Below are 23,572 nucleotides of genomic sequence, written 5' to 3' on the forward strand. Positions count from 1 at the left end.
TCAAAACTTTGAAATTGTTGCGAAAGGCCTGACCCTTCCTGGAATCAGACCTCCGGAAAAATGATTATTCCTGGTCCACCCCACACCATTCTATCATGGTCAATGCAATGATTTCCGCAGCCTCCATCATTTTATCCACCTCTATATATTCGTTCGAATCATGGGCCATCTTCGTTTCCCCTGGTCCAAACACAACTACGGGGGTAGAGCCCACCGATGAAAGATACCCTCCGTCCGTCGCCCAAGGTGACGCTTCGACAAGCGGTTCCTCCCCTACCACTTTTTCATAATATGTGCCAATTGTCTTCATGAGCGGATGATCTATTTCGAGATTGCCAGGCATCCATCTGGCCCCAAACCATTCTAATTCAATCGGTTTTTCTTTAAACCATGCATCACTCTTATTTAAAGCATCTATTCGCTCCATCAGCGATTTTTGTGCTTCTTCCATGGTTTCTGTCGGGGCGATGCCGAATCTACCTTCCAGAACGGCTGTATCCGGCACGGAGGAAGGCCAATTCCCGCTTTGAATGCTACCTATGTTGATTGGAATGGGGATAGGGACATTTTTATAGAGTGAATGACGGAGTGACTCATTCCGTTCTTGTTCGAGCAACTTGATTTCTTTCATTACACTAACCGCTTTATCTATTGCACTGACCCCTTCATACCTCGTGCCCCCATGTGCAGACTTGCCTTTTATTTTCAGTCGAAACCACATCGAACCTTGCTGTAAAGGGAATAGTTTCATATTTGTAGGCTCCGGAATGATTGCACCATCAGCTTTGTACCCCCGTATGACTGCCGCAAGTGTGCCGGCACCACCGCTTTCCTCTTCAATCACACTCTGGAATATCACATCCCCCTTCAATTTGATTCCGGATTCGACGATCGCTTGAATGGCCAGCAATAAAGATACATTGCCGCCCTTCATGTCCGTCGTTCCCCGCCCGAAAACTTTCCCGTCCATTAGCTTGCCGCTATACGGTTCATCGTGCCATGCTGCAAGATCTCCTTCAGGAACTACATCAATATGTCCATTTAAAATAAGGGATTTCCCCTGCCCCGTTCCTCTTTTAATAGCCACAAGATTCGGATTTCCTTTAAAATCCCGGCGGTCACAATAAAAATGGGGATGTTTTCTTAATTGTTCATCCCCGATTTCCCAAAGATCTATTTCTAGACCAAGTTGTCTGCACTTCTCGACCACTATGGCTTGTGCACTTCCTTCTTGCCCCCTTTTGCTCGGTTCCTGAACCAGTTTTTGCAAAAGCTGAACCCCATTCATCCGATGTTCATTCAACCATGTTTTTATTTTTTCCTCATACATATCCATTCTCCTCTCTCATTCTTTTAAAATATGGATGTTTTCAGAGACGGTAAACGAGGCTTCGGTCCGATTCCTGATTTCCTGAATGCTGGACGTATCAAATACATCAGTTAATAGGAGGCCCTCCGAAGTTACGGAAAACACGCCTAATTCAGTGATGATCATATGTACGCATTTCTTGGCAGTTAACGGCAACGTACATTTTTTGACTAATTTAGACATGCCCGCTTTATCATTATGTTCCATCAAGACAATGACCTTTTTAGCTTTTGCCGCCAGCTCCATGGCACCGCCCATGCCTGGCACCCGCTTTCCCGGGACAATCCAATTAGCGAGATCCCCCGCTTGACTTACTTGAAGGGCTCCCAGAATCGTGATATCCACCCTGCCACGCCGTATCATCCCAAATGCAACAGTACTGTCGCAGTAGGAAGCCCCGGCTCTAATGGTGATCGGCAGTCCGCCTGCATTGCAAAGATGCGCATCTTCCTTCCCCGTTTCAGGAGTACTGCCAATTCCCACAAGGCCATTTTCCGCATGAAACATAACTTTATGGTCATTCAAAAGATGATTCGGTACAAGTGATGGAATGCCGATTCCCAAATTGACCAGCATCCCATCACTTATTTCTGCTGCTGCCCGTTTCGCTATTCTATTTCTATCTTCTGTTCCCAAACCCATTTCCAATCGACTCCTTTTGATGGAATGATATAATCCACAAAGGCACCCGGAACAATGATGTCCTCTGGATCCAAAGAGCCAAGCGGAACGATTTGCATGGCTTCGACTATAGTGATTTGTCCAGCGGCAGCAACGATTGGATTCGTGTTCCGGGCGCTTTTATCAAATATAAGATTTCCATAAGGATCTGCCATTTCTGCGTAAACAATGGCGATATCTGCAGTTAAAGCCGGTTCCACCAGATAATTTTTCTTCCCTAGCTTTACGGTTTGCTTGCCGTCCCGGACGATATCGGCCTCAATTCCAATATCAGTCAATATACCGCCTAGCCCCATTCCTCCGGCCCGGATGCGTTCGACAAGTGTCCCTTGCGGAGAGAACTCCACTTCGAGTTCTCCATTGTTCATTAATAGTCCTGCATTAGGATTGGAACCGATATGGGAAACGATGATCTTTTTCGCCCGGCGTTGCGTGACCAGTTTTCCGATTCCGATTTCGGGGAAACCTGTATCGTTCCCAATCAAGGTTAAATCCTTAATGCCTGATTCCAAAATCAGATTGATCAATCCCGGTGGCGTCCCTATGCCACCGAATCCCCCATACATGATGGACTGATGATCTTTAAAGTGATGGCGCACATCCTCCAAACGACAAATCTTCCGAAATGTATTTTCCACCACTATGACTCACTTCCTTGTTGTGATGAACGTTTACCTATCGATTCATTGAATTGCCTAAAAGTTATATCGACCCTCATTAACAATTCAGCACACTCCTCTTCCGATATCGTTAACGGCGGGGAGATGATGATGGCTGCCCCGGTTACACCGTCAAGGCCTGCGGCTGCGGGATAAAGAAGTATTCCATTTCTCATTCCCAATTCAATGATTTCATTGGTCACGTCTGCCTCCTTCGGAAATGGGGCCGATGTTGCTTTATCTTGGACAAACTCGATGCCAATCAATAAACCTTTCCCGCGTATATCACCGATAAAGGAATACTTCCCTGCCAAATTTTTCAGGCCCCTAATCAGGTAATTCCCTCTGTCGGCTGATTTTTCGACAAGTTCATTCCTTTCGACATATTCCAAAACGGCCAAAGATACCGCACACGATAACGGATTAGCACTAAGCGTATGACCTCCTATAATTGATTTCGAGCCTTTCATTATGGGCTCCATCACGTTTTTGGTCATTACTGCGGCTGCTATCGGGGTATACCCTCCACTCATGCCTTTACCAAATGTTACAATATCAGGTTCCACATCCCAATATTCGGAAGCAAGCATCTTTCCGGTACGTCCAAATCCGGTCATTACTTCATCCGCAATGAATAAAATATCATTCTCTTCGCATATTTTCTTGAGTTTTCGAAAATAACCATCAGGAGGAACGATGGCCCCTCCTGCAGCGCCGATAACAGGTTCAGCAATGAATGCAGCTATATTTTCACTGCCAATACGACGAATTGATGCTTCCAATTCCAAAGCGCAGGCCATTCCGCACGAATGTGAATCAAGTTGAAGTGGACATCGGTAACAATATGGAGGAGATACAGAAGGATATGATTCAAGCATAGGAGTAAATCGTTCCCGACGAATCGGATGTCCGGACATTGAAAGTGCTCCCATCGTGATGCCATGGTAGCTCATCCATCTCGATATGATTTTCTGTTTCTTTGGCTTCCCTTTTTCCTGCCAATGCTGAATGGCAATTTTCAATGCCGTTTCAGTCGCTTCGGAGCCGCTGTTTACAAAAAAGCTGTAGGTCAGTTCCCCTTTGGTCAATTCTGCAATTTTTCCGGCAAGTTTCTCTGCAGCATCGCTGGTAAATTGGGAACGATACACGAATGAAACCTGTTTAGCCTGTTTGACCATCGCCTCAATGACTTCCTGGACTCCATGGCCAATATTGGCTGTAACAGCACCGGAAGAAGCATCTAGGTAATCCTTTCCATCTTTATCGTACAAAAAAACTCCCTGACCATGACTGATAGTCGGGTAGGCTCCTCCCAGGACCGGTTTGATCAATGAAGACTGCTCCATAAGCCTGCACACTCCTTCTCTTTAAAAACAAAGCAATATAATAAAGTGTATGTCCAGGTGAAGGCAATCTTGCTAAGGAAATTGGCCTAGGCATGTAATCGGATAAGTTTCTTGGTTTCATGAGAGATTGTCAAAAAAATGGCGACAAAAAAAGTGTATCCGCAAGAGATACACTTTTTTCTTACAATACGGTATTTAGTTTTTCTTCACGAATTGACTCCAAAAAACTTTCATCCTTTAAAACAGCCAGCACATTTTTATAAAAAGCAGTTTTATCGATAACTGAAGTATGTACATATTCATACTCTTTTAAAGACGGATGACGCAAAACATTTTTCATGCAGGAATGACAAACTTTTTTAGTTCCTAACTTATAGTAGTTCAAGTTACTTGCATCCCCATTAGAAGTGTCTTCGTTACATACGAAACATGTATGGCTCACTCGGCCTTTTTTATTATACTCGGCCAAAGCCCCTTCTAAACGAATGGATGCTGGAATTGTTAATAACACATAATCACCTTTTCTATTTTAAATCTCTTAGTATTATATCAGAAAAATAAAGAATTTGAACTATTAGACTCATATTCCCTAATAATGCTTGTAAAATAGGACAATTTCCAGGGCTTACAAGAGGAAAGATTCCTAAAATACACCAGAATGCAAAATATATTCATACATATCCGAACAGATTAAGACACCGTCCACTTTTTGAACGGCGTCTTCATAATATGTCATGAAAGGATCTGGATCGTCGCTTTTCCGTTCTTCACCTTCATTACTGCTTTTGAACCAACCGGCACCGTTACAAATGGATGGACATGACCGAAGTTGGCATTTGCGATCACAGGTATGCCATTTATCTCCTTTTTGGAGGTGATGATTTCCTGCAAGGCATATTCAGTCATTCCTGAATCCTTTTGGAAACGGCCGATGACGATTCCTTTAATCCCACTTGCACCTGGCTGATGGAGCAAGGATTGTAAATCCCGGTCAAAACTGAATGGGTGGCTTTCTTCGTCATCTTCTATGAAAAGGATACTGTCCTTTAAAGATGGCATGAACTCTGTCCCTTGTAATAGATTGAGTGTACAAAGATTACCTCCAATGATTGTCCCAGCCGCTTCACCTTCCTGAATGACCATATATCCACCATTCGGGTGGAAAGTTCGGTCATCCTGTTCTAAATGCCAGGAATCATCACTCCACGTTTCACTTGGCTCAAGATAAAAGCCTGCACTTTCAATTACAGCCTTTTTAAAATATTCCATCGTATATTCCAGACCAGCCTTCATCCCGAACGTCGAGAAATGAGGACCTGAATATGTAGTTAAACCTGTTTTATTATAAATGGCCAATAAAATTGCGGTTATATCACTATAACCCATCAACACTTTTGGATTTTCCTTAATCAAATCATAGTCGATATACCGTAACAATTGGTTAGCGTTATACCCCCCGATGGCTGTAAAAATCCCCTTCACATTTGGATCCCTGAACGCCTCATGCAAATCCTCGATCCGGTCTTCGATCGAATTCGAGAAAAAGTCATCATGGAACAAAGCCGTTTCACCATATGTCACTTTAAAACCAAGGTCAGTCAACCTTTCTTCTGCCAATCTGCGTTGTTCCCCTTTGACAATCGCCAAGCTTCTTGAAGGAGCAATTACGCGAATTTCATCCCCTGCTTGTAAACGGGAAGGTTTCATATCTTTATCCCCCTAAATTAATTACATTCTGTCGTTATTTTAGCAGAAATGGTGAACAAAGAAAAACCCAGAACCTTTATGGTATGTCCTTCACACAAGTTATTTTCTTGCAAATTGGCCATGCCGGTATCAGGATTGGAAATAAGATTGGTTATGTATCGCCTGTCCAACTTGGATTTAACCTGCCTTTTCAGTCGACAACCATGGAATCTAAAAAGGTCCACCCACATTCCTTACATAAAGAAAAAACCAGCTTTATCAGCTGGTCTTTAGGTTATTGTATTAGCAGCAGAATGAAGCGCCGATGATAATCAAAAGAATGAACAAGACAACGATTAATGCGAAGCCTGATCCAAATCCGCAGCAACCGCCGCCGCCGTATCCACCGCCACCATAACCGAATCCTGGTCCTGCAACATTTCCACCATATCCGTACATTAAGTTTCACTCCTTTTAGAATTCTTATTTCTCTTTACACCTTACCATATGTCAATACGCCCGCCTTGGTCTGTGCATTTGCCTATTTTTCTGAATTTAAGAAAAAACTTCAAGCAACACCATCTTCACCGTTATTCATTCAATGGCTGTAATACCGCAAGTAACCATGAAAAATGTCAAAAAAAACGTTTCATATTTATTGTGTTACGTTAAAATTGGGATATAATAAGGAAAAACAATTCTTAGCCTCTTTAAGCTATCTCATACCTACATGGATACATAAAAGGCAATACGGGGGAACATAATTGAAAACGAACGCAAAATCCTTCATCCCTTTCGCTGCAATCGCCACGATCCTTCTAATCAGCTATATCCTTCAAAAAGTCCCTAAAACATATGGATCAGATGATTCGATAAATGTTTATCAAAAATTCCAATCAGGCCAGCCCATTCAATATCTCGTCATTGGTGACAGTATCGGAAGAGGGTCGGGAGCTGAAAAGCCTGATCTAACATGGTTCAACCAGTTAGAAAATAAGATGAATGAAGCCAATGATATTTCTTTACACGGTGACTACGTGGTCCAAAGCGGAGCCACTGCTTTTGAAGGCCTATTCAAGCTTTCCCAAAAAAGGGAGCATGATCACAAAGATCTGATTTTCTTCGTTTTTGGTGAGAATGATCGCAAATATATGAATGTCGATGATTTTACCATGACATATGAAGCATTAATGAGAAAGGCGAAACGGCTCCACCCTAATGCTGAATTATTCACAATAACAGAGAGTTCCTTGAAATATGATGAATTTGCGTCAGCCATCGGACTTTTATCCAAACATTACGGTGCAACCAATGTGGATATGCGACCTATATTCAAGGATTCAGGATATACGGAAAAACAGCTGACAAGAGATTTGATTCATCCAAATGGGCTGGGTTATAAATTATATGCTGATGCAATTTATGAACGGTTCCTGGATAACATCAAACGGGAAAAGACTGTAGCCGGCCTTCCATCTAAGCTGCATGCCCGTTCTGGATTTGAATTATCTGAAATTGACCACTATGGAAAAATGAGCGGTTTCCGTCCAAGGGGTGGCTATTTCACTAGCAGTGAAAAGGGCAGTGTGATTGAATATACCTTCAAAGGAAGTATGCTTGGTGTGAAACTGCTTAGAAGTCCTGATGGCGGGGAAGTGAATGTATGGATTGACGGAAATGAAATCACGACTTTGAATACGTGGTGGCCATTTGCCCGTGAAAGATATTTATTTATCACAAATGGGCTCCGTCCCGGTTCACATACTGTCCGTTTTGAGGTGACTGGCAGGACTAAAGCAATGGAACTTACCACCATTCCATATGTCCGGATCGCGTCCATCATCACAGATTGAATATTACCCAATAAATAACCCCCTATCATTAGCTGATAGGGGGTTTTGCATTCAATCAAACAGCTTTTTGTATTCTCCGTATCCTTCTTTTTCAAGATCTTGGAGCGGGATGAACCTTAATGATGCAGAATTGATGCAATAGCGTAATCCCGACGGTCCCGGCCCATCATTAAAAACATGACCCAGATGAGAATCGGCAGTTTTTGAGCGAACCTCTATCCTTCTCATACCATAACTCGTATCGAGGTTTTCCACTACTTCCTCTTCTTTAAGCGGTTTAGTGAAGCTTGGCCAACCGCAGCCTGAATCGAACTTTTCCTTTGAAGTGAAAAGAGGATTTCCTGAAACGATATCCACATATAATCCTTCCTCCTTCAAGTTCCAATATTCATTGTTAAAGGCTGGTTCCGTTCCATTATTTTGTGTGACTTCATATTGAATCGGAGTGAGTTTCTGTTTTAATTCTTCTTTACTTTTCATTTTTTTCCCCCCAGTGATGTTGTATAAATGCTTTCCTTCCTGAACCAATCGAATATCTTTCATAATGCTCAGGTTGCTTTTTATAATAATGCTGGTGGTATGTCTCGGCTGGATAAAACGTTTTGGCCGGTATAATCGGCGTTACGATCGGTCTTGAAAATTTCCCGCTTGCCTGCAGCTTAGCTTTGGATGCTTCTGCAATTTCACGTTGGTTTTCGTCATGATAAAAAATGGCCGTTTGATAAGAACTTCCCCGGTCATAAAATTGCCCGCCAGCATCTGTCGGGTCAATTTGCTGCCAGAATAACTCGATTATCTCCTCATATGGATATACGCTTGGATCAAAGGTTATTTGAACTGCTTCATAATGGCCCGTGGTTTCGGAGCAAACTTCTTTGTACGTAGGGTTTTCCGTAGTCCCGCCCGTATAGCCGGAGATAACGGATTCGATGCCAGGCTGTTCATCGAACGGTTTCACCATGCACCAGAAACATCCGCCTGCGAATGTTGCCTTCTCTAACTGCTTTGTCAAATGAAAATCCTCCTTTTTTACAAACAATCCATTGAATGAATTTTAACGCTTTTATATGACCCTGTAAAATAATATGCCGATCGACCCTTTTTACGAAAAATCGTCTCACCTCTTTTGGGAGACACACGCCCAAGCATGACAACATATAATAAGAACATACTGGAAAAATGAGAGGTGTCGGAAATGAGCGATAAACAATCATATTCACAAAAATCTCTAAGATATGATTTACTATCGTCTTATTACAAAAACAGCGATCCGCAAATGCATGATTATTATTACCATAAACATTTGAAAAGTCTCGAAAAATCAACACAACAATTGGAATATGAACAAATGAATGTCCTGCTGCCTGCACAAGTACGCTTTTTACATGCAGCTCCAACAGCTCCCTCATTTGATGTTTATGTAAATGAAATGCGTATTCTTAAAAATTTCTCATATAAAGAGAACAATGGTTATTTACCACTCCCGCCTGGCAAGTACCCATTGGAAATATACCACAGCGGACAAAGCGCCTTACCCCTTTTAAGCTGTAAAGTGACACTCGAAAGCGGGACTTTCTATACCATTGCTCTTGCATCTGCCCTGGCTAATGAATCATTGAACATGTTATCTTTCAAAGATGATCCATTTGTTCCTCCAAATGAAGCAAAGGTACGATTCATCCAGCTGTCACATGATTTACTCTCGGTGGATATTGCCGTCAAAGATGGAGATGTCGTTTTTGATCAACTCCATTTCAGGAAAGCAAGCGAATATCTTAATATACATCCCATGATAGTAGACTTCGAAGTGAGGATAGCTGGGACAAAAGAGATCGCACTCCCTTTGCCAAACAAAGCCTTCCAAGTAAATACTCCCACAACCATTTATTTAATTGGTTCGAATCGGCAGTCATCCTCACTAGAAACCTTAACGCTATCTCCATAAAGGGATAAAAAACCAGGATGCATCGATCCTGGTTTTTTATCCATCTATTCACTATCACTGTAATGATGATGGGATGGTCAATAAAAATGAAATATCATCATTTTTTAGATCGAATTCATTCGCCTTAACCCTAATATCGCTTTTCAGTTCCATATCCTGTAATGACACATAAATACTTTCGTCATTGGGACTGATGCTAACCCAATCCGGCATATTATAACGCTCATTAATTAAATTCATTACATATGAAACAGGAAGGTTCATTTTACCGACTTCAATTGATTTTTGCTTAAGAATCAAATCCCCATTCTTTTGGGCAATTGGTTCAAAAGTCAATTTCATTTCCACTTCACGGTTGAAAAATGGCATTGTTCCGTATAGCTCCACCTCATCCGTTAAATACACTTCGTAGTGAATGGATCCCGTCAACCCCTCTTTATCCAGATACTGGTTGATTAATCTTGTCAAATCTTCCCGATTCGTGTGAATTTGAAATTGGATATCTTCTTCATGGCTTACTTTGGGTATCAGATCTTTATCTTTAGTCGGCAGATTAACTAAAATCGTTACAAACAAGATGACCAGGATGTTTAGGGCTAATAGGGAAATAAACAAAGTCTTCCATTTGACATTTGTCATTCTTGGTCACCATCTCCTTTGGCACTCGCTTCCAATGTGTCCTTTCCGATAGTGGTAATATCCATATCATTATAGATTCTTGTCGCGATTAATTCATATCCGCGGTCATTTGGGTGAAAATAATCCTCGGCATACAGCAAATCTTCTTCGGAATTCTCGAAAATGTCTGCTATTTCAATAAAATAGGCTGAATCATATTCTTCAATGATCTCTTTTCCACTTTCATTCCAATCATTCATGATCATATCAAGTTCATAAAAATCTCCGAACCATTTGGAAAATGGATTATAGACGCCTACAAGGTAAATTTGCGCAGAATCATTTTCGGAACGAACCTTATCAAGTATCTGCCTTAATCTTTTTTCATACCCTATTTTTGCCGATTCAAACTGATTCAGCTCCAAGTTGGAGAAATTCTGTTTAAAGACCTTCATGATATCATTTCCACCGATTGTGACGACAATCGAGTCAGCTTGCTTTATGTCTTCTTTAATCCTAGTCTTATCCAGTCTTTTCAATAGTTGGTCGGTCCTATTTCCACGTATGCCATGATTAATCATCTCAACTGAAGTAATCGATGGTTCTTTTTCCAGCTTATTTTGTAAATAAGGCAGATACCCGCCATTATCTTTACTATCACCGACACCTTGAGTCAAGGAGTCGCCAATCGATACGATTTTCACTGGGTCCGGAAAAAAGCTGGCAGGAATGGTTTCCTTTTTACTCAGCTCAACTATGCTTTTCTGCTGAACAGATGGCTGATTTGAGGCTGTTTCACTTTGGCTGCAGCCTGAAATCCAAACTAGGCATATGAAAAGACAGGTGATTTTGTACCTCATGACCCTCACCTTCCTACCCATATATTATATCATGCAGAAAACGAAAGATTGCAAACAATATACCTTCATTGTACTTCCAGAATTGAGCATTCCTTACTATACAATATGAAAAATGCAGTGAATTAAAGCTAGTCCTATAAAAATTAGCATGTACTGAGCATGTAAAATCATTCTTCACTACCGCTGTTTCTTCAAAAACTTATTGCTCATTTTCATTAACGTTAAAGCTCTATAATAAAGGATGGATGAAAACAGAAAGAACAGGTCATTTAACCTGTTCAATAATTCTGTAAAATTTTAATATGCTTAATGATTTCATCAAACGGAATATCCTGCAGACCTGTATAATCCATGATGATCTTTCCTTCTTGATCAATCAGAAAAAAACTGGTCCCATGAATCACCTGATCTTCTGCTTCTGGTTTTTTGACGATTGTTTTAAAGTTATCCAATGCAAACTTCTCGATTTCTTCCTGTCCATAACCGGTCAGAAAGTGCCAGTTGCCGTAATCCACATTAAATTGGTCACCAAACTTTTTTAAAACATCAGGTTTGTCAATTTCCGGGTCCACTGAAAATGAAACGAACTCTACATCTTTAATACCTTCATCTTTCAATTGCTGCTGCAGCTTCGTCATATTCGAAGTCATTGGGAGACAGACCGTCTCACAGCTTGTGAATATAAAATCAGCTACCCAAACCTTTCCTTTTAGATCGCTTTTTGAGAAAGGTTTCCCCTCCTGATCGATATAACTGAAATCTTCAAGGTCCCAATTTTTGGCATCAGGTACTCCATTGGAACCGCATGCTGTCAACAGCAATAAAATCGATGCTCCCATAGCTGCCATAAGCAATTGCAGCTTTCTCATCTCTACCCCGTCCTTTATGTATAAAATATTCTGTTACTTCATTTATTCTAACAGACCATTCGAAATGAGAACAGCAACTATTTCTACGAATTAAAGACAATTGTAAAAGTGACAAAACCGCAGTTTCATATGGTATATCCTTATCAGTCCCAATAATACATGATCGCCATGGCGCCTTCACCTGTATGGGTACTGACAACGGCAGTCGTTGCTTCTATCTTTATGTCTTGATATCCTGTTAAGTCTGCAATGGCGTGGCGGACTTTATCCGCTATTTCAAGGCCATTCGCATGTACAAAACCAATGCCTCTAATCTTTTTGCCCTGAGTATCTTCTTTGAATTTCTTGATGATGAACTTCACGACCTGTGACTGGCTCCTAGCTTTGGATACAGGATTCAGTACACCATCATCAAGAAGTGCAATCGGCTTTATGTGCAGCAATGAACCGATAAAAGCAGAAACTTTGCCAATCCTTCCACCCTTAACGAGGTTATCAAGTGTTTCTATGACAATGATTAAACTTGACTGCTTTTTAATATGTTCCAGTCGATCAATTATTTCAGCTACGGATTTCCCTTCCTTCGCCATCTTCGCTGCCTCGATCACCTGGAATGACATCGCTTTTGAAATGAATTTCGAATCAAGAACGGTAACCTTCGTTTCGGACATGGTTGCTGCGCTTTCCGCTGAGCGAACTGTGCCGCTCATGCCACCTGTCATATGTATGGATATAATCTCGCTGCCGTCTTTTCCTAGTTCATCATATACCTCCACAAAGGTACCTACGGCTGGTTGTGAGCTTTTTGGCAGTTCTTTTGACTGGTTCATTCTTTTCAGGAATTCTTCTTGTTCGATTTCAACCTTATCCAAAAAAGTCTCCCCATCTATAAAAATCGATAAAGGGACCATTGTAATATCATAAAATCCCAGTTCCTCAGGTGTCATATCTACTGTCGAGTCTGTTACTATCTTTACTTTATTCATCATTACACATCCCTAAATTAACATATCTATTGTATTATACCTATTCAAGGTACGCATTCAAACCAAAGGTTTTCTTTTTTTTCAAGTGAAGTGATACTATTCTTTTGAAATGATCGCAAAAAAAAGAACCGTCCCATGAGCTAACTTGAACACATGCCGATTTATTCGATATTACATGGCATTCGTGTCATCTCTTTTAACGGAGAAGTTAGCTATGGAACAATCCGCATTAAGCATTATTTAGTAAACTTCCAAAAAAAAGCTTGTTATAAACGGGCCATTTGAGTACGGATGCTAAATAATGCTTAAATGAGTAATTTTCTTTATGATCTTTATTGGCAAAAACCTTCTTTACAAATACTTCCAAACGCACGGTCAACATAAAAAAATTCGGATCACTAGGCAATAAGACAGGTATTTCTGAAATTGTGACCTTATGTCCAAAACAATCTTTGAATTCCAAGCATTTGAACATCAAAATATCAATCCTCATTTTTCACCGATTGCTTACATTATACACAATAAATCCAAAAGTATAAATATTCAAATGTGTAAAAAAACAGACAAATCAGATTGACTTTCACAAAAAAAAAGACCCATAAAGGGCAAAATGCCTTTATGGACCTCTTTTTATAAACCTTCCTCGTAGGTGCCTTCCCGCAAGCTTTCACGTTTCACCCTTCGTTTATAGACGACTTTAGATAAAGAAATACTGATTTCATATAATAACAGCAGCGGAACCATCACCATAAAGTCTGACATAAAGTCAGGCGGCGTAATCGATATCGCTATGACAACCAGTACAAAGTATGCATACTTCCTTAACTTTTGAAGCACATAAGGATTAATTATGCCAAGGGAGGTCAAAAACATGGTAACGACGGGAAGCTCGAATAAAACAGCAAAAGGTATCGTCATATTAAATACGAATGAAAAGTACTTATCCGCTGTAAAACTGGTTATGAACATCCCATCGCCCAATTCAATCAAAAATTGAAGAATGGTCGGGAAGATGACAAAATAACCGAAAGCAAGCCCTCCGATAAAAAGCAGGAAAAGTGCCGGAATATAGGCAAGGGTCGCCCTTACTTCATTTGGCATCAAAGCGGGTTTAACGAATAACCAGATTTGCAGGGCAATTACCGGTATCGTTGCCGCAATGGCTACGACACCTGCAAGCATAAAGTAAATCCAGATTATATCGCTCGGTCCCAATACCATCAGTTCAAAATCGAGATCCTTCACGAACCAATTATAAATCTCCTCAACATAAATAAAACTGGCGATAAAAAAGATGACAAAAGCAACAGCTGTAATGATGAGCCGTTTTCTCAATTCATCGAGATGATCGATGATATTTAATTCTTTATCTTCCAAAGTTGATCACGCCTTCATCTGAAAATCCGTATCTTGTTCCAGCATAAAGGCGCAAGACGATTCCATCTTACGCCCAGCATTCAATCATTCATGATTTTTTTGTTGCAGCTTCTTATCTTCTTCATAATCACCTTTTGTTAAATCACTAGTGGATTTTTTAAACTCACGAAGCGTTTGTCCAAAAGCACGGCCAATTTCTGGAAGTTTCTTAGGACCAAAGATAATTAATGCCAATATTAAGATGAGAATTAGACCAGGTACTCCAATGTTCGACATGGATACATCCCCTTTGGTGTTGTAATTAGACCTACTCCGATTATAATACCATTTCCAACCAATTGAAAGGGAACTGGCAATTCGTCATAGAATGGTAACAATTATCGACAGTATGCCCATATACGACTGGGCCGGCAGAATAAAATGTAAAAACATAGGTATTATTCTATCCTAATTTAACATTTTGTCCATGATTAAATCAATAAGTGAAATAAATTACTGTCTTTATTGACCTCTACAAAAGAGAATCCTTTCTTGTTCATCCTTTGAATGAGCCCTTCATAATCATTTTTATCTTTTAGCTCAATACCAACCAGTGCCGGCCCGCTTTCTTTATTATTTTTCTTCGTATATTCAAAACGGCTTATATCGTCATTCGGTCCTAACACCTCATCAAGGAATTCCCTTAAAGCTCCAGCACGTTGCGGAAAATTCACGATGAAGTAATAAAGCAGCCCTTCATATAATAAGGATTTCTCCTTAATTTCCTGCATACGCCCAATGTCGTTATTTCCTCCACTGACCATGCAAACAACCGTTTTGCCTTTGATTTGTTCTTTATATAAATCCAACGCGGCTACAGATATAGCTCCTGCCGGTTCAGCTACGATCGCATGCTGATTATATAAATCGAGAATCGTCGTACAGATTTGGCCTGGAGGGACGACAATGATATCTTCCAGGTTTTCCTTACAAAGCTGATATGTCAACTGTCCCACACACTTGACAGCTGCTCCGTCAACGAATGTATCTATGTTTTCAAGTTCAGAAACTTTTCCTTCCTTGAAGGAGTATTCCATCGAAGCAGCACCTTGCGGCTCCACTCCAATGCATTTCGTATTTGGGGAAACCGATTTGAAATAACTTGATACTCCAGCCATTAAACCGCCACCGCCCATAGCAGCAAATACATAATCGATTCCATCTTCACAATCATTCAGGATTTCTACAGCCGTTGTACCCTGCCCGGCGATTACCTTTTCATCGTCAAATGGATGGATAAAGGAACGGCCTTCTTTTTCACAGCATTCCATCGCCATGGCAAATGCATCATCGAATGTATCCCCGATAAGGATGATTTCCACATTATCCCTGCCGAATAGCTGAACTTGATCGACTTTTTGCCTTGGAGTTGTAGCAGGCATATAAATTTTCCCGTGGATACCCAATTGGCTGCAGGAAAACGCCACTCCCTGTGCATGGTTTCCTGCACTGGCACAAACCACTCCATTCTTCGTCTCTTCAGCGGTCAGGCTTTTCATTTTATAGTAAGCCCCTCTTAATTTAAAGGAACGTACGTGTTGTAAGTCCTCACGTTTTAAATAAACATTACAATCATATTTTTCAGAGAGTCTCTGATTTTTTTGTAAAGGAGTATGCAAAACGATTTCTTTCAGTTCTCTATAGGCAATTAGAATATCTTCCAATTGAATCCCCCTATTCTTAGATGCAGTCTGATTCATAACAATCCCTCATTCCTTCCTAATGAATTCAATCATTATAGCACTTTACTGTTATTAATGTAATTGATTTTTCTAAAAATTCTTTCTTTTGTTTGTTTCATACCAAAAAAAAACCGATTATGGTCATTTCCCATAATCGGATTAGCACTTTATTTTTTTTGTAGAATAATAAAATCATGTGCATATCGATTTTTTTCATCGATGCTGCCTGGGTTTGAAGAGATTTTATCCCATTCATTTTCATCATTCACAGGAAAGAAAGTATCACCTTCAAAGGTTTCATGGATTTCCGTTATATACAAGCGGTCGGTAAAAGGAAGGATTTCCTTGAAGATTTCAGCTCCGCCAATCACGAAGACTTCCTCATCTCGGGTATCTGCAAACATTTTGATTTCTGCTATATCATGTAAAACTACGCAGCCTTCCGCTTTAAAATCCTGATTGCGGGTAACGATGACATTTTCGCGGCCAGGCAGGACCCTGCCAATCGATTCAAATGTTTTTCGGCCCATGACGATCGGATGGCCCATCGTCACTTTTTTAAAATACTGCAAATCTGCCGGTAAATGCCACGGCAGTTTATTGTTATTACCTATCACACGATTTTGATCCATAGCCACTATCAATGATATCATATGCTAACCTCACCTTTTATATGGGGATGGGCTTCGTAATTTTCCAAAACGAAGTCCTCGAATCTAAAATCAAAGATATTTTTCACATCCGGATTGATTTTCATGATTGGCAATGGTTTGGGATCACGAGTCAACTGCAGTTCCACTTGTTCAAGGTGGTTAGAGTAGATGTGGACATCCCCGAAAGTATGTACAAATTCGCCAACTTCCAAATCACACACTTGGGCGATCATCATCGTTAAGAGCGCATATGAAGCTATATTAAAAGGAACACCTAAAAAGACGTCCGCTGAACGTTGGTATAGCTGGCATGAAAGCTTGCCATCAGCGACATAGAATTGAAAGAAAGCATGGCAAGGCGGCAAGGCCATTTCGTCCAGTTCACCAACATTCCAAGCACTGACTATCAGCCTTCTTGAATTTGGATTCGTTTTGATTTGTTCAATCAATTCACTGATTTGATCGATTTGCCTTCCATCAGCCGTTCCCCAAGAACGCCATTGATGACCATAAATCGGACCTAATTCTCCCTTTTCATCAGCCCATTCATTCCAGATGCGCACGCTATTTTCCTGAAGGTAGCCAACGTTCGTATCACCCTTCAAAAACCACAATAGTTCATGGATAATCGCTTTTAAACTAACCTTTTTCGTTGTTAGTACAGGGAATCCATCTTTTAAATTGAATCTCATTTGATATCCAAAGGTACTGATCGTTCCTGTTCCCGTACGATCACCCTTTTGCGTTCCATTTTCGAGTACATGCTTACATAAATCTAAATATTGCTTCATGATAAACCACCTTTTCTACTTTCATTCTCCTTATTTTAACGTATTATTGCCCAATGTTTAATCTAATTGTTTAATAAAATTATAAGTCTTGGGTGCTTTTTGTCTAAGCAATTGATTTTGTTCATCGTTCACATAAAACATGGCAAACGTTTCTGCAAAGTATTCCTCAGGGTAATTGGAAAAATACGTAATACCTGGAAACAGCCCATCCACTTCCTTACCCCAAATCTTCAAATAATCCATGTCTTCACGGATTCCATCAAACACTATATTATCAATTGAATGCCCCAGCTCATGCAGTTCCAAATTAACGGAGCCATGCCCGTTGCCCTTGTCACTTGCCCCGATTTTAACCAGTACCGTATGTGATCCGCCCATACCAGGCACATCATCCCAAGTTGTTTCTTTATTCAAATAACCACGCGGGCTTTTCCCCTTTAATTTTGCCGCGGATTGATTTTCTGTTAAATCACCATCGAATAGTTTGATCCTCACACCACTTTCAGCTGTTTTCACCAAAAGGGAATGAGGCAGTTTATTTATGGTACCAGCAATTTTAAGTGCTTCCCTTTCATCGTACTCCTCTTCTGGAAATAAAAATATTCGTTGCAATTCTTTATTGCCCTTAAAAAGTTCAGCTTGTCTTAAAAGATTATCTTTGGGTAAATTCCGCCATTTCACCCCTTCATCCTTCGCTAATGAATAGGAGAGCATTGAGAATGAAAAGACAAATAATGCAAGTATGGATAACCATTTCTTCCTTTTCACACGCTTCTCCCCCTTCTTCATCCATTCCTCATTTATGTTAAGTAAATATATGTTATTTATATTCTCTAAACCTTTGATACTATTATATTAGTATAACATATTGCCCTAATGTAAAAACTCTATGTTTTTTTGGTAATTTGGGTTGCACATTCATCATTAGAAGAACCATTGATCCGCACTTTTCATATATCAACAGTATATAATCGTAAAAGGTTTAAGGTGATCGCATGGAAACCAATAATAAAAAAGCCATCTTGAATGAGCACCGTGAACTTGCTGAAGAAGTGCTTGATATTTACAGTTTAAGAGTGTTCATCATTCTCGACCTTTTTCTGTTCTCCATCTTATTTGGCATACTGCTGCATCCGCTACTGTCTTCACTTTGGCTTAACTTTTTATTGCCATTTCTTTTTTTCACAACATTTACAGCCCTTCTTCAAATACTTGATATTTTCCAAAATAAAAGCTGACATCGTATTTGATGTCAGCTTCAAACGGGTAGGCAACCTCGATGAAAATCGAGTCTACCTACAGTTTTTTTATAGGTGTACAATTTAGACGTTGATTTCCGCTCCAAGCACTCGCTTTCCGCGGGCGGTCCGGGAGCCTCCTCGGCGCCTTTGCGCCTGCGGGGTCTCCCCTGGACTCGCTTTTCCCGCAGGAGTCTCGCACACCCGCACCAATCAACTTTGATTTAAATATGAGCTTTTTTATGGAGAGATCAAGAAATGGTAATATTCGTAATTGGGGAAGTCTAATTAAGAACAAAAAATCTTAAAAGAGCTTCGGGATGATACCATCTGAAACTTTTGCGACAAAAAGCTGCCATCATTTTAGATGACAGCTTTTTTAATTAGTGCTCAACCATGTTCCTTGAGCTTTTTCCCTTTCTTCAAATGGAATATGATCGTGGTGCCGAAAATCAGCAAAATAAAGGCAAAAAAGATCGCCGGCGGAATTTCTATCCTTGCAACGGCCAATAACATTTTTATAGCAATGAATCCGATGAGGACATATGCGGCAGTTTCCAATTCAGGAACCTTATCTATCAATTTTAGAAATAATCCCGCCACTCCCCGCATCATCAAGACACCGATCATTCCGCCTGTCAAAAGCACCCAGACTTTTTCACTCACCCCGAATGCGGCCAAGACACTATCGACGGAAAATGCTATATCCATCAATTCCACTGCCGCAACCGTTCCCCATAAGGTACCAAACATACGGATCAGTATGCTGTTTTTACTCATTCCCTGAATATCTTCATCAGCTTGTTTTTTCCTTTTATCCCTAAAGTATTTAAATGAGAGCCAACCAAGATAGGCGGCTCCAATCACCTTCACCCACCAAAGCTTAATGAGGAAAACACCGATTCCAATCGCTATAAATCTAAAAGCGTAAGCACCTAATAAACCGTAAAAAAGTGCTTTTTTCCGTTGTTTTTCCGGAAGGTGCCTGACCATTACAGCTAATACCAAAGCGTTGTCCGCTGATAGCAACCCTTCCATTAATACGAGCGTTCCAATCAACCCCCAGCTCACCGGGTCGGATAAAACCTCCACCCACATATGCCAGTCAAAAAACTGCGCATACGTTTGCGTGATATTATTTAACAACTCTGACATGATAAAGACTCCTCTGCTACTATAACAGCAAAATTAGAAAACCTTTTAAAATAACATTGTTCCCCGTTATTATAAAAACTCTACTTATATTTCAACACAAAATAAATACGTTGCATGACAACGTATCATTTCGATGCTATTAGAAATTCATTTCATTTTCATCATACTCTTACACTTACATAAAATCAACGAAACCAACCGCTATGAGATCCTTTGTTTACTCGTCCACTCTGGCGGCGTATTTTTATCCCAATATATTTTCCCTATATTATAATGGGTGGCAAATGAATCATGATGGGTATGATAATGAAAATCGAACCAATACCCTTCCAGTGGAGGATTTTCCTGCCTGACATGGAATCTGATGATATCCTTGCCGCTGTTTGAATCATAAATATGAAAGATTTTTTCGGCCCTGCCCGCACTCGGCTGCTCAGTGATGGTTAATTGCTGTAATTTTTCATCTGGAAATTGGGCTGCCATTTCGGTAATGGCTTCTTCGATTTTTGGTAATATGGCCATTTTGAACTCATCACCAATTTTAGGATTGATCTTATCGCCAAATTTCACAAATGCGTTTTCCTCTGCCTTATTCATTATGCCCGATAAAAATTCTTCCCGGTTGAATTCCTCTTCCAGTTCAGTTGAATTTTGCGAAGGAAGATAGGATAATCCCTCTTCTTCCACTAACCCTTTTTTAGTATCCTTTAACGAATCGGCTTCCGCAAGCCACGCCAGATCTGAAGGAGTGACAAGACCAAACGTCAAAACGGATACTAAAATGACGAGACTTTTCCTGAACCAAACCGCCGCTTTCAAATCACACTCCCCCTCCTTTTTTGTATTGTCTTTATATTTAGTATACTTTTATTTTTTGGTAATTACGAATATATAGTTACCCATGTTTTAAAAATCAAAAAAAAGGATAAATACCTATATAAAGTTTATGAACTCGAAATGAACCCGTACTTTTTTATTAAATATCAATAAATTTACATTTAAATGAAGGATTTTGACGATTTTTGGAGAACTTAATTAGATTCAAGTCTTTTTAAGGAGGGGTCTTATATGGCTTCGACTGCCATGGTGGCTTTATGTCTTGTAACATTAGCATTTTTCGTATATTTATCATTTGCTGATTAAGAATAAATGAATACCTACGAAAAATCTCCTTGTCATTCTCCTACAATGACAAGGTTTTCTTTTCATTCAAACATAAGCCTTACCTTTTGGCAGATAAAAGGACTGAATAATGGAGGAATTATTTTGGAAAACAACAATGAGATCATTAAAGATAAGGATTACAAAAGGGAAACAGCTAAAGGTGACGCCGGAATGGTCGTTACAGCTCATCCGGTAGCCACCTCCATAGGGGAAAAAATATTACGTGAAGGTGGAAATGCTGTCGATGCGGCGGTCGCCATCCAATTTGCCCTGAATATTGTGGAACCCATGATGACCGGTATCGGCGGAAGTGGTTTCCTAATGGTATATAACGCTAAAGATAAAGAAACGAAAATATACGATGGCCATGTAAGAGCACCTAAAGCCGCACATCGAGACATGTTTCTTGATGAAAAAGGGGAAGTCATCCCATTTAAAGAAAGATCAATCAAAGCCACAGCGGTAGGCATACCCGGAATACTGAAAGCTATGGATGAAGCACTCGCTGAAAATGGCAGTAAGCCATTAGCGGACCTCATCGAGCCATCCATTGAATTTGCAGAAAAAGGAGTTCCCGTCAATTGGGTTCTTTGCGACGCTCTTAAAAATTTTGAATATCGATTGGGCGATGAAGCGCGTAAGTTCTTCATGCCAAACGGAAAACCCTATCAGGATGGCGATTTGCTAATAAAAGAAAAACTGGCGAATACCTATCGGATCTTACAACGTGAAGGAATTTCCGCTTTTTATGAAGGTGAAATCGGAGAAGGCATCATTTCCTGTATTCAGGAGCTTGGAGGGTTCATGGAGCTTTCTGATTTAAAGGACTATAAAGCTACAATCGATGAACCAATGTATGGGACTTATAAGGATTATCTAATTGCGTCATCAAATGCCCCAAGTGCTGGCGGATTCACGGTCATCCAAATCCTGAAAATATTGGAGAGCTTCCATATAGAACAATATGACGTCCGTTCTTGGGAAAAATATTATTTAATTGCAGAAGCGATGCGTCTGGCATTTACAGACAAAAAGGCATTTCTCGCTGATCCCGAATTTGCCGAATTGCCATTGGCGGGTCTCATGCATGATGAGTATATAGCTAAACGCCGTTCATTCATTAATTTCAAAACAAGAAATAATGCCATTGACTTCGGAAACCCTTGGATTTATGATTCCGTGAAGCAAAGGGAAGTCATTTCTCAGCCTAATGAAGAGGATATCAGTGAAACCACACACTTCACCGTCCGTGACAGATGGGGGAATATCGCAGCATGCACGTCTACAGTGGAACATCCATTCGGTTCAGGCATCATGGTTTCCGACTATGGTTTCATGCTGAATAACGAACTGACTGATTTTGATTCCATTCCAGGCGGCATGAATGAAGTGCAGCCCAATAAACGCCCAGTCAGCTGTAAAAGCCCGACCATCATCTTTAAAGACGGCGAGCCGATCTTGACGCTGGGTTCACCTGGAGGACCAACCATCATCAGTTCAGTCGTGCAAACGATCATCAATGTACTCGATATGAAAATGGATTTGAAAGCAGCCATCGAAGAACCTAGAATTTTCACTCCAATGGGCCCTCATATTGAATGGGAACCAGGAATTGATATGACCAGCAAAGGCCACTTGGAATCAATGGGCTTCGCCTTTAATGAAGTTCCCCACTCCATAGGGAATGTCCAAGCGATTCAAATCAACCCTGATGGCTCTAACTATGGTGCTGCCGATTCAAGCCGAGAAGGCTGTGCCATGGGCCTGGACGAAACAGATTATAAATCCTGATCACTGAATGGAAATGAAGCCAAAATGAAATTTGGATGTTTTTCTCTTTATTACGTCAAATCCAAATTCCTCAAAGCGGGAGCTGCGAAAATGGTCTTTCAACACGACTCTCTTTCGCGCAACCCGCTTGGCTTCTTTCATTATTTCCACAGATAAATCCTTACCTTCCGCAAAATGAGTCAGTCCCCTGATCCCATTCGATTCTTGAATCGTTTCTTCAAACATGGGATCGAAATATACGACATCAAAATGATTATCAGGCAATGTTTTCAAAATTTCGTAATGATCACCTTGCATGACCTCTATTCTTCTCATCGCAGAAATCATCGTTTCTTCTGCATCCTCCCATGTCTTCATCCCATGGTCCACGAGCAAGGCCAAATATTGATTTCCTTCCAGTGCGACAACCTGTCCATGTTCACCCACTTTGAAACTTGCGACAATCGCATCAGAGCCCAAACCCAAGGTACAATCAAGCACAGAGTTCCCTTCATTTATATCTCCGGCAATGAGAAATGGATCACTCTCTCCGCGCATTATTCTTTTTATACGGATCATCGCTAGGTTCGGGTGGAAAAAGAATGGTTCTTTTTCCTGGTATCGATATAACTCCATCCGCTTTTTACCAAAAACAAGGCAATCATCTTCACCCTGTTCCGCTTGGATATCTCTCACCGATCGTTTTCTTCGGGCTATAAAGGGGATATGTAATTCTTCAGCTAACCCTTTTGCTAATATCATCGTTTCTTTATCGGCTCTTCCTACTGTAGTGACAAACATGAATCCTACCCCTTCATACTCTCTTAAATT

The 23,572-nt window shown here is 40.5% G+C and carries 27 protein-coding genes; 4 read left to right on the forward strand and 23 right to left on the reverse strand.

Going from position 1 to position 23,572, the window contains the following annotated elements:
• Positions 1-64 precede the first annotated feature (64 nt).
• The 7 genes from ABC374_RS14065 to ABC374_RS14095 form a co-directional block, all read right to left on the reverse strand.
• Positions 65-1,336 carry a peptidase gene (locus ABC374_RS14065; protein ID WP_413018456.1) on the reverse strand — a complete coding sequence of 424 codons (1,272 nt, stop codon included), beginning with the start codon at positions 1,334-1,336 and terminating at the stop codon, positions 65-67.
• Positions 1,337-1,345: 9 nt separating this feature from the next.
• Entirely contained in the window at positions 1,346-2,011 is a 666-nt protein-coding gene (locus tag ABC374_RS14070; protein ID WP_413018458.1) for a 3-oxoacid CoA-transferase subunit B, read from the reverse strand.
• Positions 1,978-2,616 (reverse strand): CoA transferase subunit A, encoded by a 639-nt coding sequence (locus ABC374_RS14075; RefSeq protein ID WP_413020361.1) that lies wholly within the window; start codon positions 2,614-2,616, stop codon positions 1,978-1,980. The genes ABC374_RS14070 and ABC374_RS14075 overlap by 34 nt, the downstream gene beginning before the upstream one ends.
• A 74-nt stretch (positions 2,617-2,690) precedes the next feature.
• A complete protein-coding gene (locus ABC374_RS14080) occupies positions 2,691-4,055 on the reverse strand; it encodes an aspartate aminotransferase family protein (RefSeq protein WP_413018460.1) in 1,365 nt (454 codons plus the stop codon).
• A 181-nt stretch (positions 4,056-4,236) separates the two neighbouring features.
• The gene (locus tag ABC374_RS14085) at positions 4,237-4,566 is read right to left on the reverse strand and encodes a hypothetical protein (RefSeq protein ID WP_413018462.1); all 330 of its coding nucleotides are present in this window, start codon (positions 4,564-4,566) and stop codon (positions 4,237-4,239) included.
• Positions 4,567-4,787: 221 nt separating this feature from the next.
• The gene (locus ABC374_RS14090; protein ID WP_350299158.1) at positions 4,788-5,762 is read right to left on the reverse strand and encodes a S66 family peptidase; all 975 of its coding nucleotides are present in this window, start codon (positions 5,760-5,762) and stop codon (positions 4,788-4,790) included.
• Positions 5,763-6,044: 282 nt separating this feature from the next.
• The gene (locus ABC374_RS14095) at positions 6,045-6,200 is read right to left on the reverse strand and encodes a YjcZ family sporulation protein (protein ID WP_137017678.1); all 156 of its coding nucleotides are present in this window, start codon (positions 6,198-6,200) and stop codon (positions 6,045-6,047) included.
• 305 nt (positions 6,201-6,505) lie between these two features.
• Between ABC374_RS14095 and ABC374_RS14100 the strand changes: the two genes are divergently transcribed.
• Complete coding sequence (locus ABC374_RS14100; RefSeq protein WP_413018465.1) at positions 6,506-7,594, forward strand: SGNH/GDSL hydrolase family protein; 1,089 nt, start codon at positions 6,506-6,508, stop codon at positions 7,592-7,594.
• A 51-nt stretch (positions 7,595-7,645) separates the two neighbouring features.
• Here the strand turns inward: ABC374_RS14100 and msrB are convergent, their stop codons facing one another.
• Together msrB and msrA are read right to left on the reverse strand one after the other, a co-directional pair.
• Positions 7,646-8,074 carry a peptide-methionine (R)-S-oxide reductase MsrB gene (gene msrB, locus ABC374_RS14105; protein ID WP_101225279.1) on the reverse strand — a complete coding sequence of 143 codons (429 nt, stop codon included), beginning with the start codon at positions 8,072-8,074 and terminating at the stop codon, positions 7,646-7,648.
• The gene (msrA, locus tag ABC374_RS14110) at positions 8,064-8,606 is read right to left on the reverse strand and encodes a peptide-methionine (S)-S-oxide reductase MsrA (protein ID WP_350299160.1); all 543 of its coding nucleotides are present in this window, start codon (positions 8,604-8,606) and stop codon (positions 8,064-8,066) included. Before msrA ends, msrB begins: the two co-directional genes overlap by 11 nt.
• 183 nt (positions 8,607-8,789) lie before the next feature.
• On the opposite strand from msrA, the gene ABC374_RS14115 reads away from it, so the two are divergent.
• A complete protein-coding gene (locus tag ABC374_RS14115; RefSeq protein WP_413018468.1) occupies positions 8,790-9,539 on the forward strand; it encodes a DUF4397 domain-containing protein in 750 nt (249 codons plus the stop codon).
• Positions 9,540-9,593: 54 nt separating this feature from the next.
• Here the strand turns inward: ABC374_RS14115 and ABC374_RS14120 are convergent, their stop codons facing one another.
• The 11 genes from ABC374_RS14120 to ABC374_RS14170 form a co-directional block, all read right to left on the reverse strand.
• On the reverse strand, positions 9,594-10,178 hold the full coding sequence (locus ABC374_RS14120) for a YpmS family protein (protein ID WP_350299162.1): 585 nt from the start codon (positions 10,176-10,178) through the stop codon (positions 9,594-9,596).
• Positions 10,175-11,017 carry an SGNH/GDSL hydrolase family protein gene (locus ABC374_RS14125; RefSeq protein WP_413018470.1) on the reverse strand — a complete coding sequence of 281 codons (843 nt, stop codon included), beginning with the start codon at positions 11,015-11,017 and terminating at the stop codon, positions 10,175-10,177. Before ABC374_RS14125 ends, ABC374_RS14120 begins: the two co-directional genes overlap by 4 nt.
• A gap of 278 nt (positions 11,018-11,295) precedes the next feature.
• The gene (locus ABC374_RS14130) at positions 11,296-11,886 is read right to left on the reverse strand and encodes an SCO family protein (protein ID WP_413018472.1); all 591 of its coding nucleotides are present in this window, start codon (positions 11,884-11,886) and stop codon (positions 11,296-11,298) included.
• 143 nt (positions 11,887-12,029) lie between these two features.
• A complete protein-coding gene (locus ABC374_RS14135; RefSeq protein ID WP_413020362.1) occupies positions 12,030-12,872 on the reverse strand; it encodes a DegV family protein in 843 nt (280 codons plus the stop codon).
• 229 nt (positions 12,873-13,101) lie between these two features.
• On the reverse strand, positions 13,102-13,365 hold the full coding sequence (locus tag ABC374_RS14140) for a DUF2535 family protein (protein ID WP_306804680.1): 264 nt from the start codon (positions 13,363-13,365) through the stop codon (positions 13,102-13,104).
• 137 nt (positions 13,366-13,502) lie between these two features.
• Positions 13,503-14,249, reverse strand: a complete 747-nt coding sequence (gene tatC, locus ABC374_RS14145; protein WP_101225286.1) for a twin-arginine translocase subunit TatC — start codon at positions 14,247-14,249, stop codon at positions 13,503-13,505.
• A gap of 84 nt (positions 14,250-14,333) precedes the next feature.
• Positions 14,334-14,525, reverse strand: coding sequence for a twin-arginine translocase TatA/TatE family subunit (gene tatA / locus ABC374_RS14150; protein ID WP_034307557.1), 192 nt, complete (start codon positions 14,523-14,525; stop codon positions 14,334-14,336).
• A gap of 194 nt (positions 14,526-14,719) precedes the next feature.
• Positions 14,720-15,988 (reverse strand): threonine ammonia-lyase IlvA, encoded by a 1,269-nt coding sequence (gene ilvA, locus ABC374_RS14155; protein WP_413018475.1) that lies wholly within the window; start codon positions 15,986-15,988, stop codon positions 14,720-14,722.
• Positions 15,989-16,137: 149 nt separating this feature from the next.
• Positions 16,138-16,623, reverse strand: coding sequence for a dihydrofolate reductase (locus ABC374_RS14160; RefSeq protein ID WP_413018477.1), 486 nt, complete (start codon positions 16,621-16,623; stop codon positions 16,138-16,140).
• Positions 16,620-17,414, reverse strand: a complete 795-nt coding sequence (locus ABC374_RS14165) for a thymidylate synthase (RefSeq protein ID WP_413018479.1) — start codon at positions 17,412-17,414, stop codon at positions 16,620-16,622. The genes ABC374_RS14160 and ABC374_RS14165 overlap by 4 nt, the downstream gene beginning before the upstream one ends.
• A gap of 57 nt (positions 17,415-17,471) precedes the next feature.
• A complete protein-coding gene (locus ABC374_RS14170) occupies positions 17,472-18,182 on the reverse strand; it encodes an anthrax toxin lethal factor-related metalloendopeptidase (RefSeq protein WP_350299168.1) in 711 nt (236 codons plus the stop codon).
• A gap of 227 nt (positions 18,183-18,409) precedes the next feature.
• On the opposite strand from ABC374_RS14170, the gene ABC374_RS14175 reads away from it, so the two are divergent.
• On the forward strand, positions 18,410-18,652 hold the full coding sequence (locus tag ABC374_RS14175) for a hypothetical protein (protein WP_413018481.1): 243 nt from the start codon (positions 18,410-18,412) through the stop codon (positions 18,650-18,652).
• Positions 18,653-19,042: 390 nt separating this feature from the next.
• Here ABC374_RS14175 and ABC374_RS14180 read toward each other — a convergent pair whose 3' ends face one another.
• Together ABC374_RS14180 and ABC374_RS14185 are read right to left on the reverse strand one after the other, a co-directional pair.
• Entirely contained in the window at positions 19,043-19,807 is a 765-nt protein-coding gene (locus ABC374_RS14180; protein ID WP_413018483.1) for a TerC family protein, read from the reverse strand.
• A 201-nt stretch (positions 19,808-20,008) separates the two neighbouring features.
• The gene (locus ABC374_RS14185; protein WP_413018485.1) at positions 20,009-20,626 is read right to left on the reverse strand and encodes a YpjP family protein; all 618 of its coding nucleotides are present in this window, start codon (positions 20,624-20,626) and stop codon (positions 20,009-20,011) included.
• A 447-nt stretch (positions 20,627-21,073) separates the two neighbouring features.
• Here ABC374_RS14185 and ggt point away from each other — a divergent pair, with 447 nt between their 5' ends.
• Positions 21,074-22,762 carry a gamma-glutamyltransferase gene (ggt, locus tag ABC374_RS14190; protein ID WP_413018487.1) on the forward strand — a complete coding sequence of 563 codons (1,689 nt, stop codon included), beginning with the start codon at positions 21,074-21,076 and terminating at the stop codon, positions 22,760-22,762.
• Here the strand turns inward: ggt and ABC374_RS14195 are convergent, their stop codons facing one another.
• A complete protein-coding gene (locus ABC374_RS14195; protein WP_413018489.1) occupies positions 22,763-23,542 on the reverse strand; it encodes a class I SAM-dependent methyltransferase in 780 nt (259 codons plus the stop codon).
• Between the last annotated feature and the right edge of the window lie 30 nt (positions 23,543-23,572).

Origin of the sequence: Peribacillus phoenicis (assembly GCF_047238085.1) — a bacterium.
In the GTDB taxonomy this organism is placed as follows: domain Bacteria; phylum Bacillota; class Bacilli; order Bacillales; family DSM-1321; genus Peribacillus.

Bases quoted from the DNA above. Each gene is read 5' to 3' on its own strand.
- ABC374_RS14065 (WP_413018456.1), bottom strand. From the start codon at position 1,336: ATGGATATGTATGAGGAAAAAATAAAAACATGGTTGAATGAACATCGG.
- ABC374_RS14070 (WP_413018458.1), bottom strand. From the start codon at position 2,011: ATGGGTTTGGGAACAGAAGATAGAAATAGAATAGCGAAACGGGCAGCA.
- ABC374_RS14075 (WP_413020361.1), bottom strand. From the start codon at position 2,616: ATGTATGGGGGATTCGGTGGCATAGGGACGCCACCGGGATTGATCAAT.
- ABC374_RS14080 (WP_413018460.1), bottom strand. From the start codon at position 4,055: ATGGAGCAGTCTTCATTGATCAAACCGGTCCTGGGAGGAGCCTACCCG.
- ABC374_RS14090 (WP_350299158.1), bottom strand. From the start codon at position 5,762: ATGAAACCTTCCCGTTTACAAGCAGGGGATGAAATTCGCGTAATTGCT.
- ABC374_RS14095 (WP_137017678.1), bottom strand. From the start codon at position 6,200: ATGTACGGATATGGTGGAAATGTTGCAGGACCAGGATTCGGTTATGGT.
- msrB (WP_101225279.1), bottom strand. From the start codon at position 8,074: ATGAAAAGTAAAGAAGAATTAAAACAGAAACTCACTCCGATTCAATAT.
- ABC374_RS14115 (WP_413018468.1), top strand. From the start codon at position 8,790: ATGAGCGATAAACAATCATATTCACAAAAATCTCTAAGATATGATTTA.
- ABC374_RS14120 (WP_350299162.1), bottom strand. From the start codon at position 10,178: ATGACAAATGTCAAATGGAAGACTTTGTTTATTTCCCTATTAGCCCTA.
- ABC374_RS14125 (WP_413018470.1), bottom strand. From the start codon at position 11,017: ATGAGGTACAAAATCACCTGTCTTTTCATATGCCTAGTTTGGATTTCA.
- ABC374_RS14130 (WP_413018472.1), bottom strand. From the start codon at position 11,886: ATGAGAAAGCTGCAATTGCTTATGGCAGCTATGGGAGCATCGATTTTA.
- ABC374_RS14135 (WP_413020362.1), bottom strand. From the start codon at position 12,872: ATGAATAAAGTAAAGATAGTAACAGACTCGACAGTAGATATGACACCT.
- ABC374_RS14140 (WP_306804680.1), bottom strand. From the start codon at position 13,365: ATGAGGATTGATATTTTGATGTTCAAATGCTTGGAATTCAAAGATTGT.
- tatA (WP_034307557.1), bottom strand. From the start codon at position 14,525: ATGTCGAACATTGGAGTACCTGGTCTAATTCTCATCTTAATATTGGCA.
- ilvA (WP_413018475.1), bottom strand. From the start codon at position 15,988: ATGAATCAGACTGCATCTAAGAATAGGGGGATTCAATTGGAAGATATT.
- ABC374_RS14160 (WP_413018477.1), bottom strand. From the start codon at position 16,623: ATGATATCATTGATAGTGGCTATGGATCAAAATCGTGTGATAGGTAAT.
- ABC374_RS14165 (WP_413018479.1), bottom strand. From the start codon at position 17,414: ATGAAGCAATATTTAGATTTATGTAAGCATGTACTCGAAAATGGAACG.
- ABC374_RS14175 (WP_413018481.1), top strand. From the start codon at position 18,410: ATGGAAACCAATAATAAAAAAGCCATCTTGAATGAGCACCGTGAACTT.
- ABC374_RS14180 (WP_413018483.1), bottom strand. From the start codon at position 19,807: ATGTCAGAGTTGTTAAATAATATCACGCAAACGTATGCGCAGTTTTTT.
- ABC374_RS14195 (WP_413018489.1), bottom strand. From the start codon at position 23,542: ATGTTTGTCACTACAGTAGGAAGAGCCGATAAAGAAACGATGATATTA.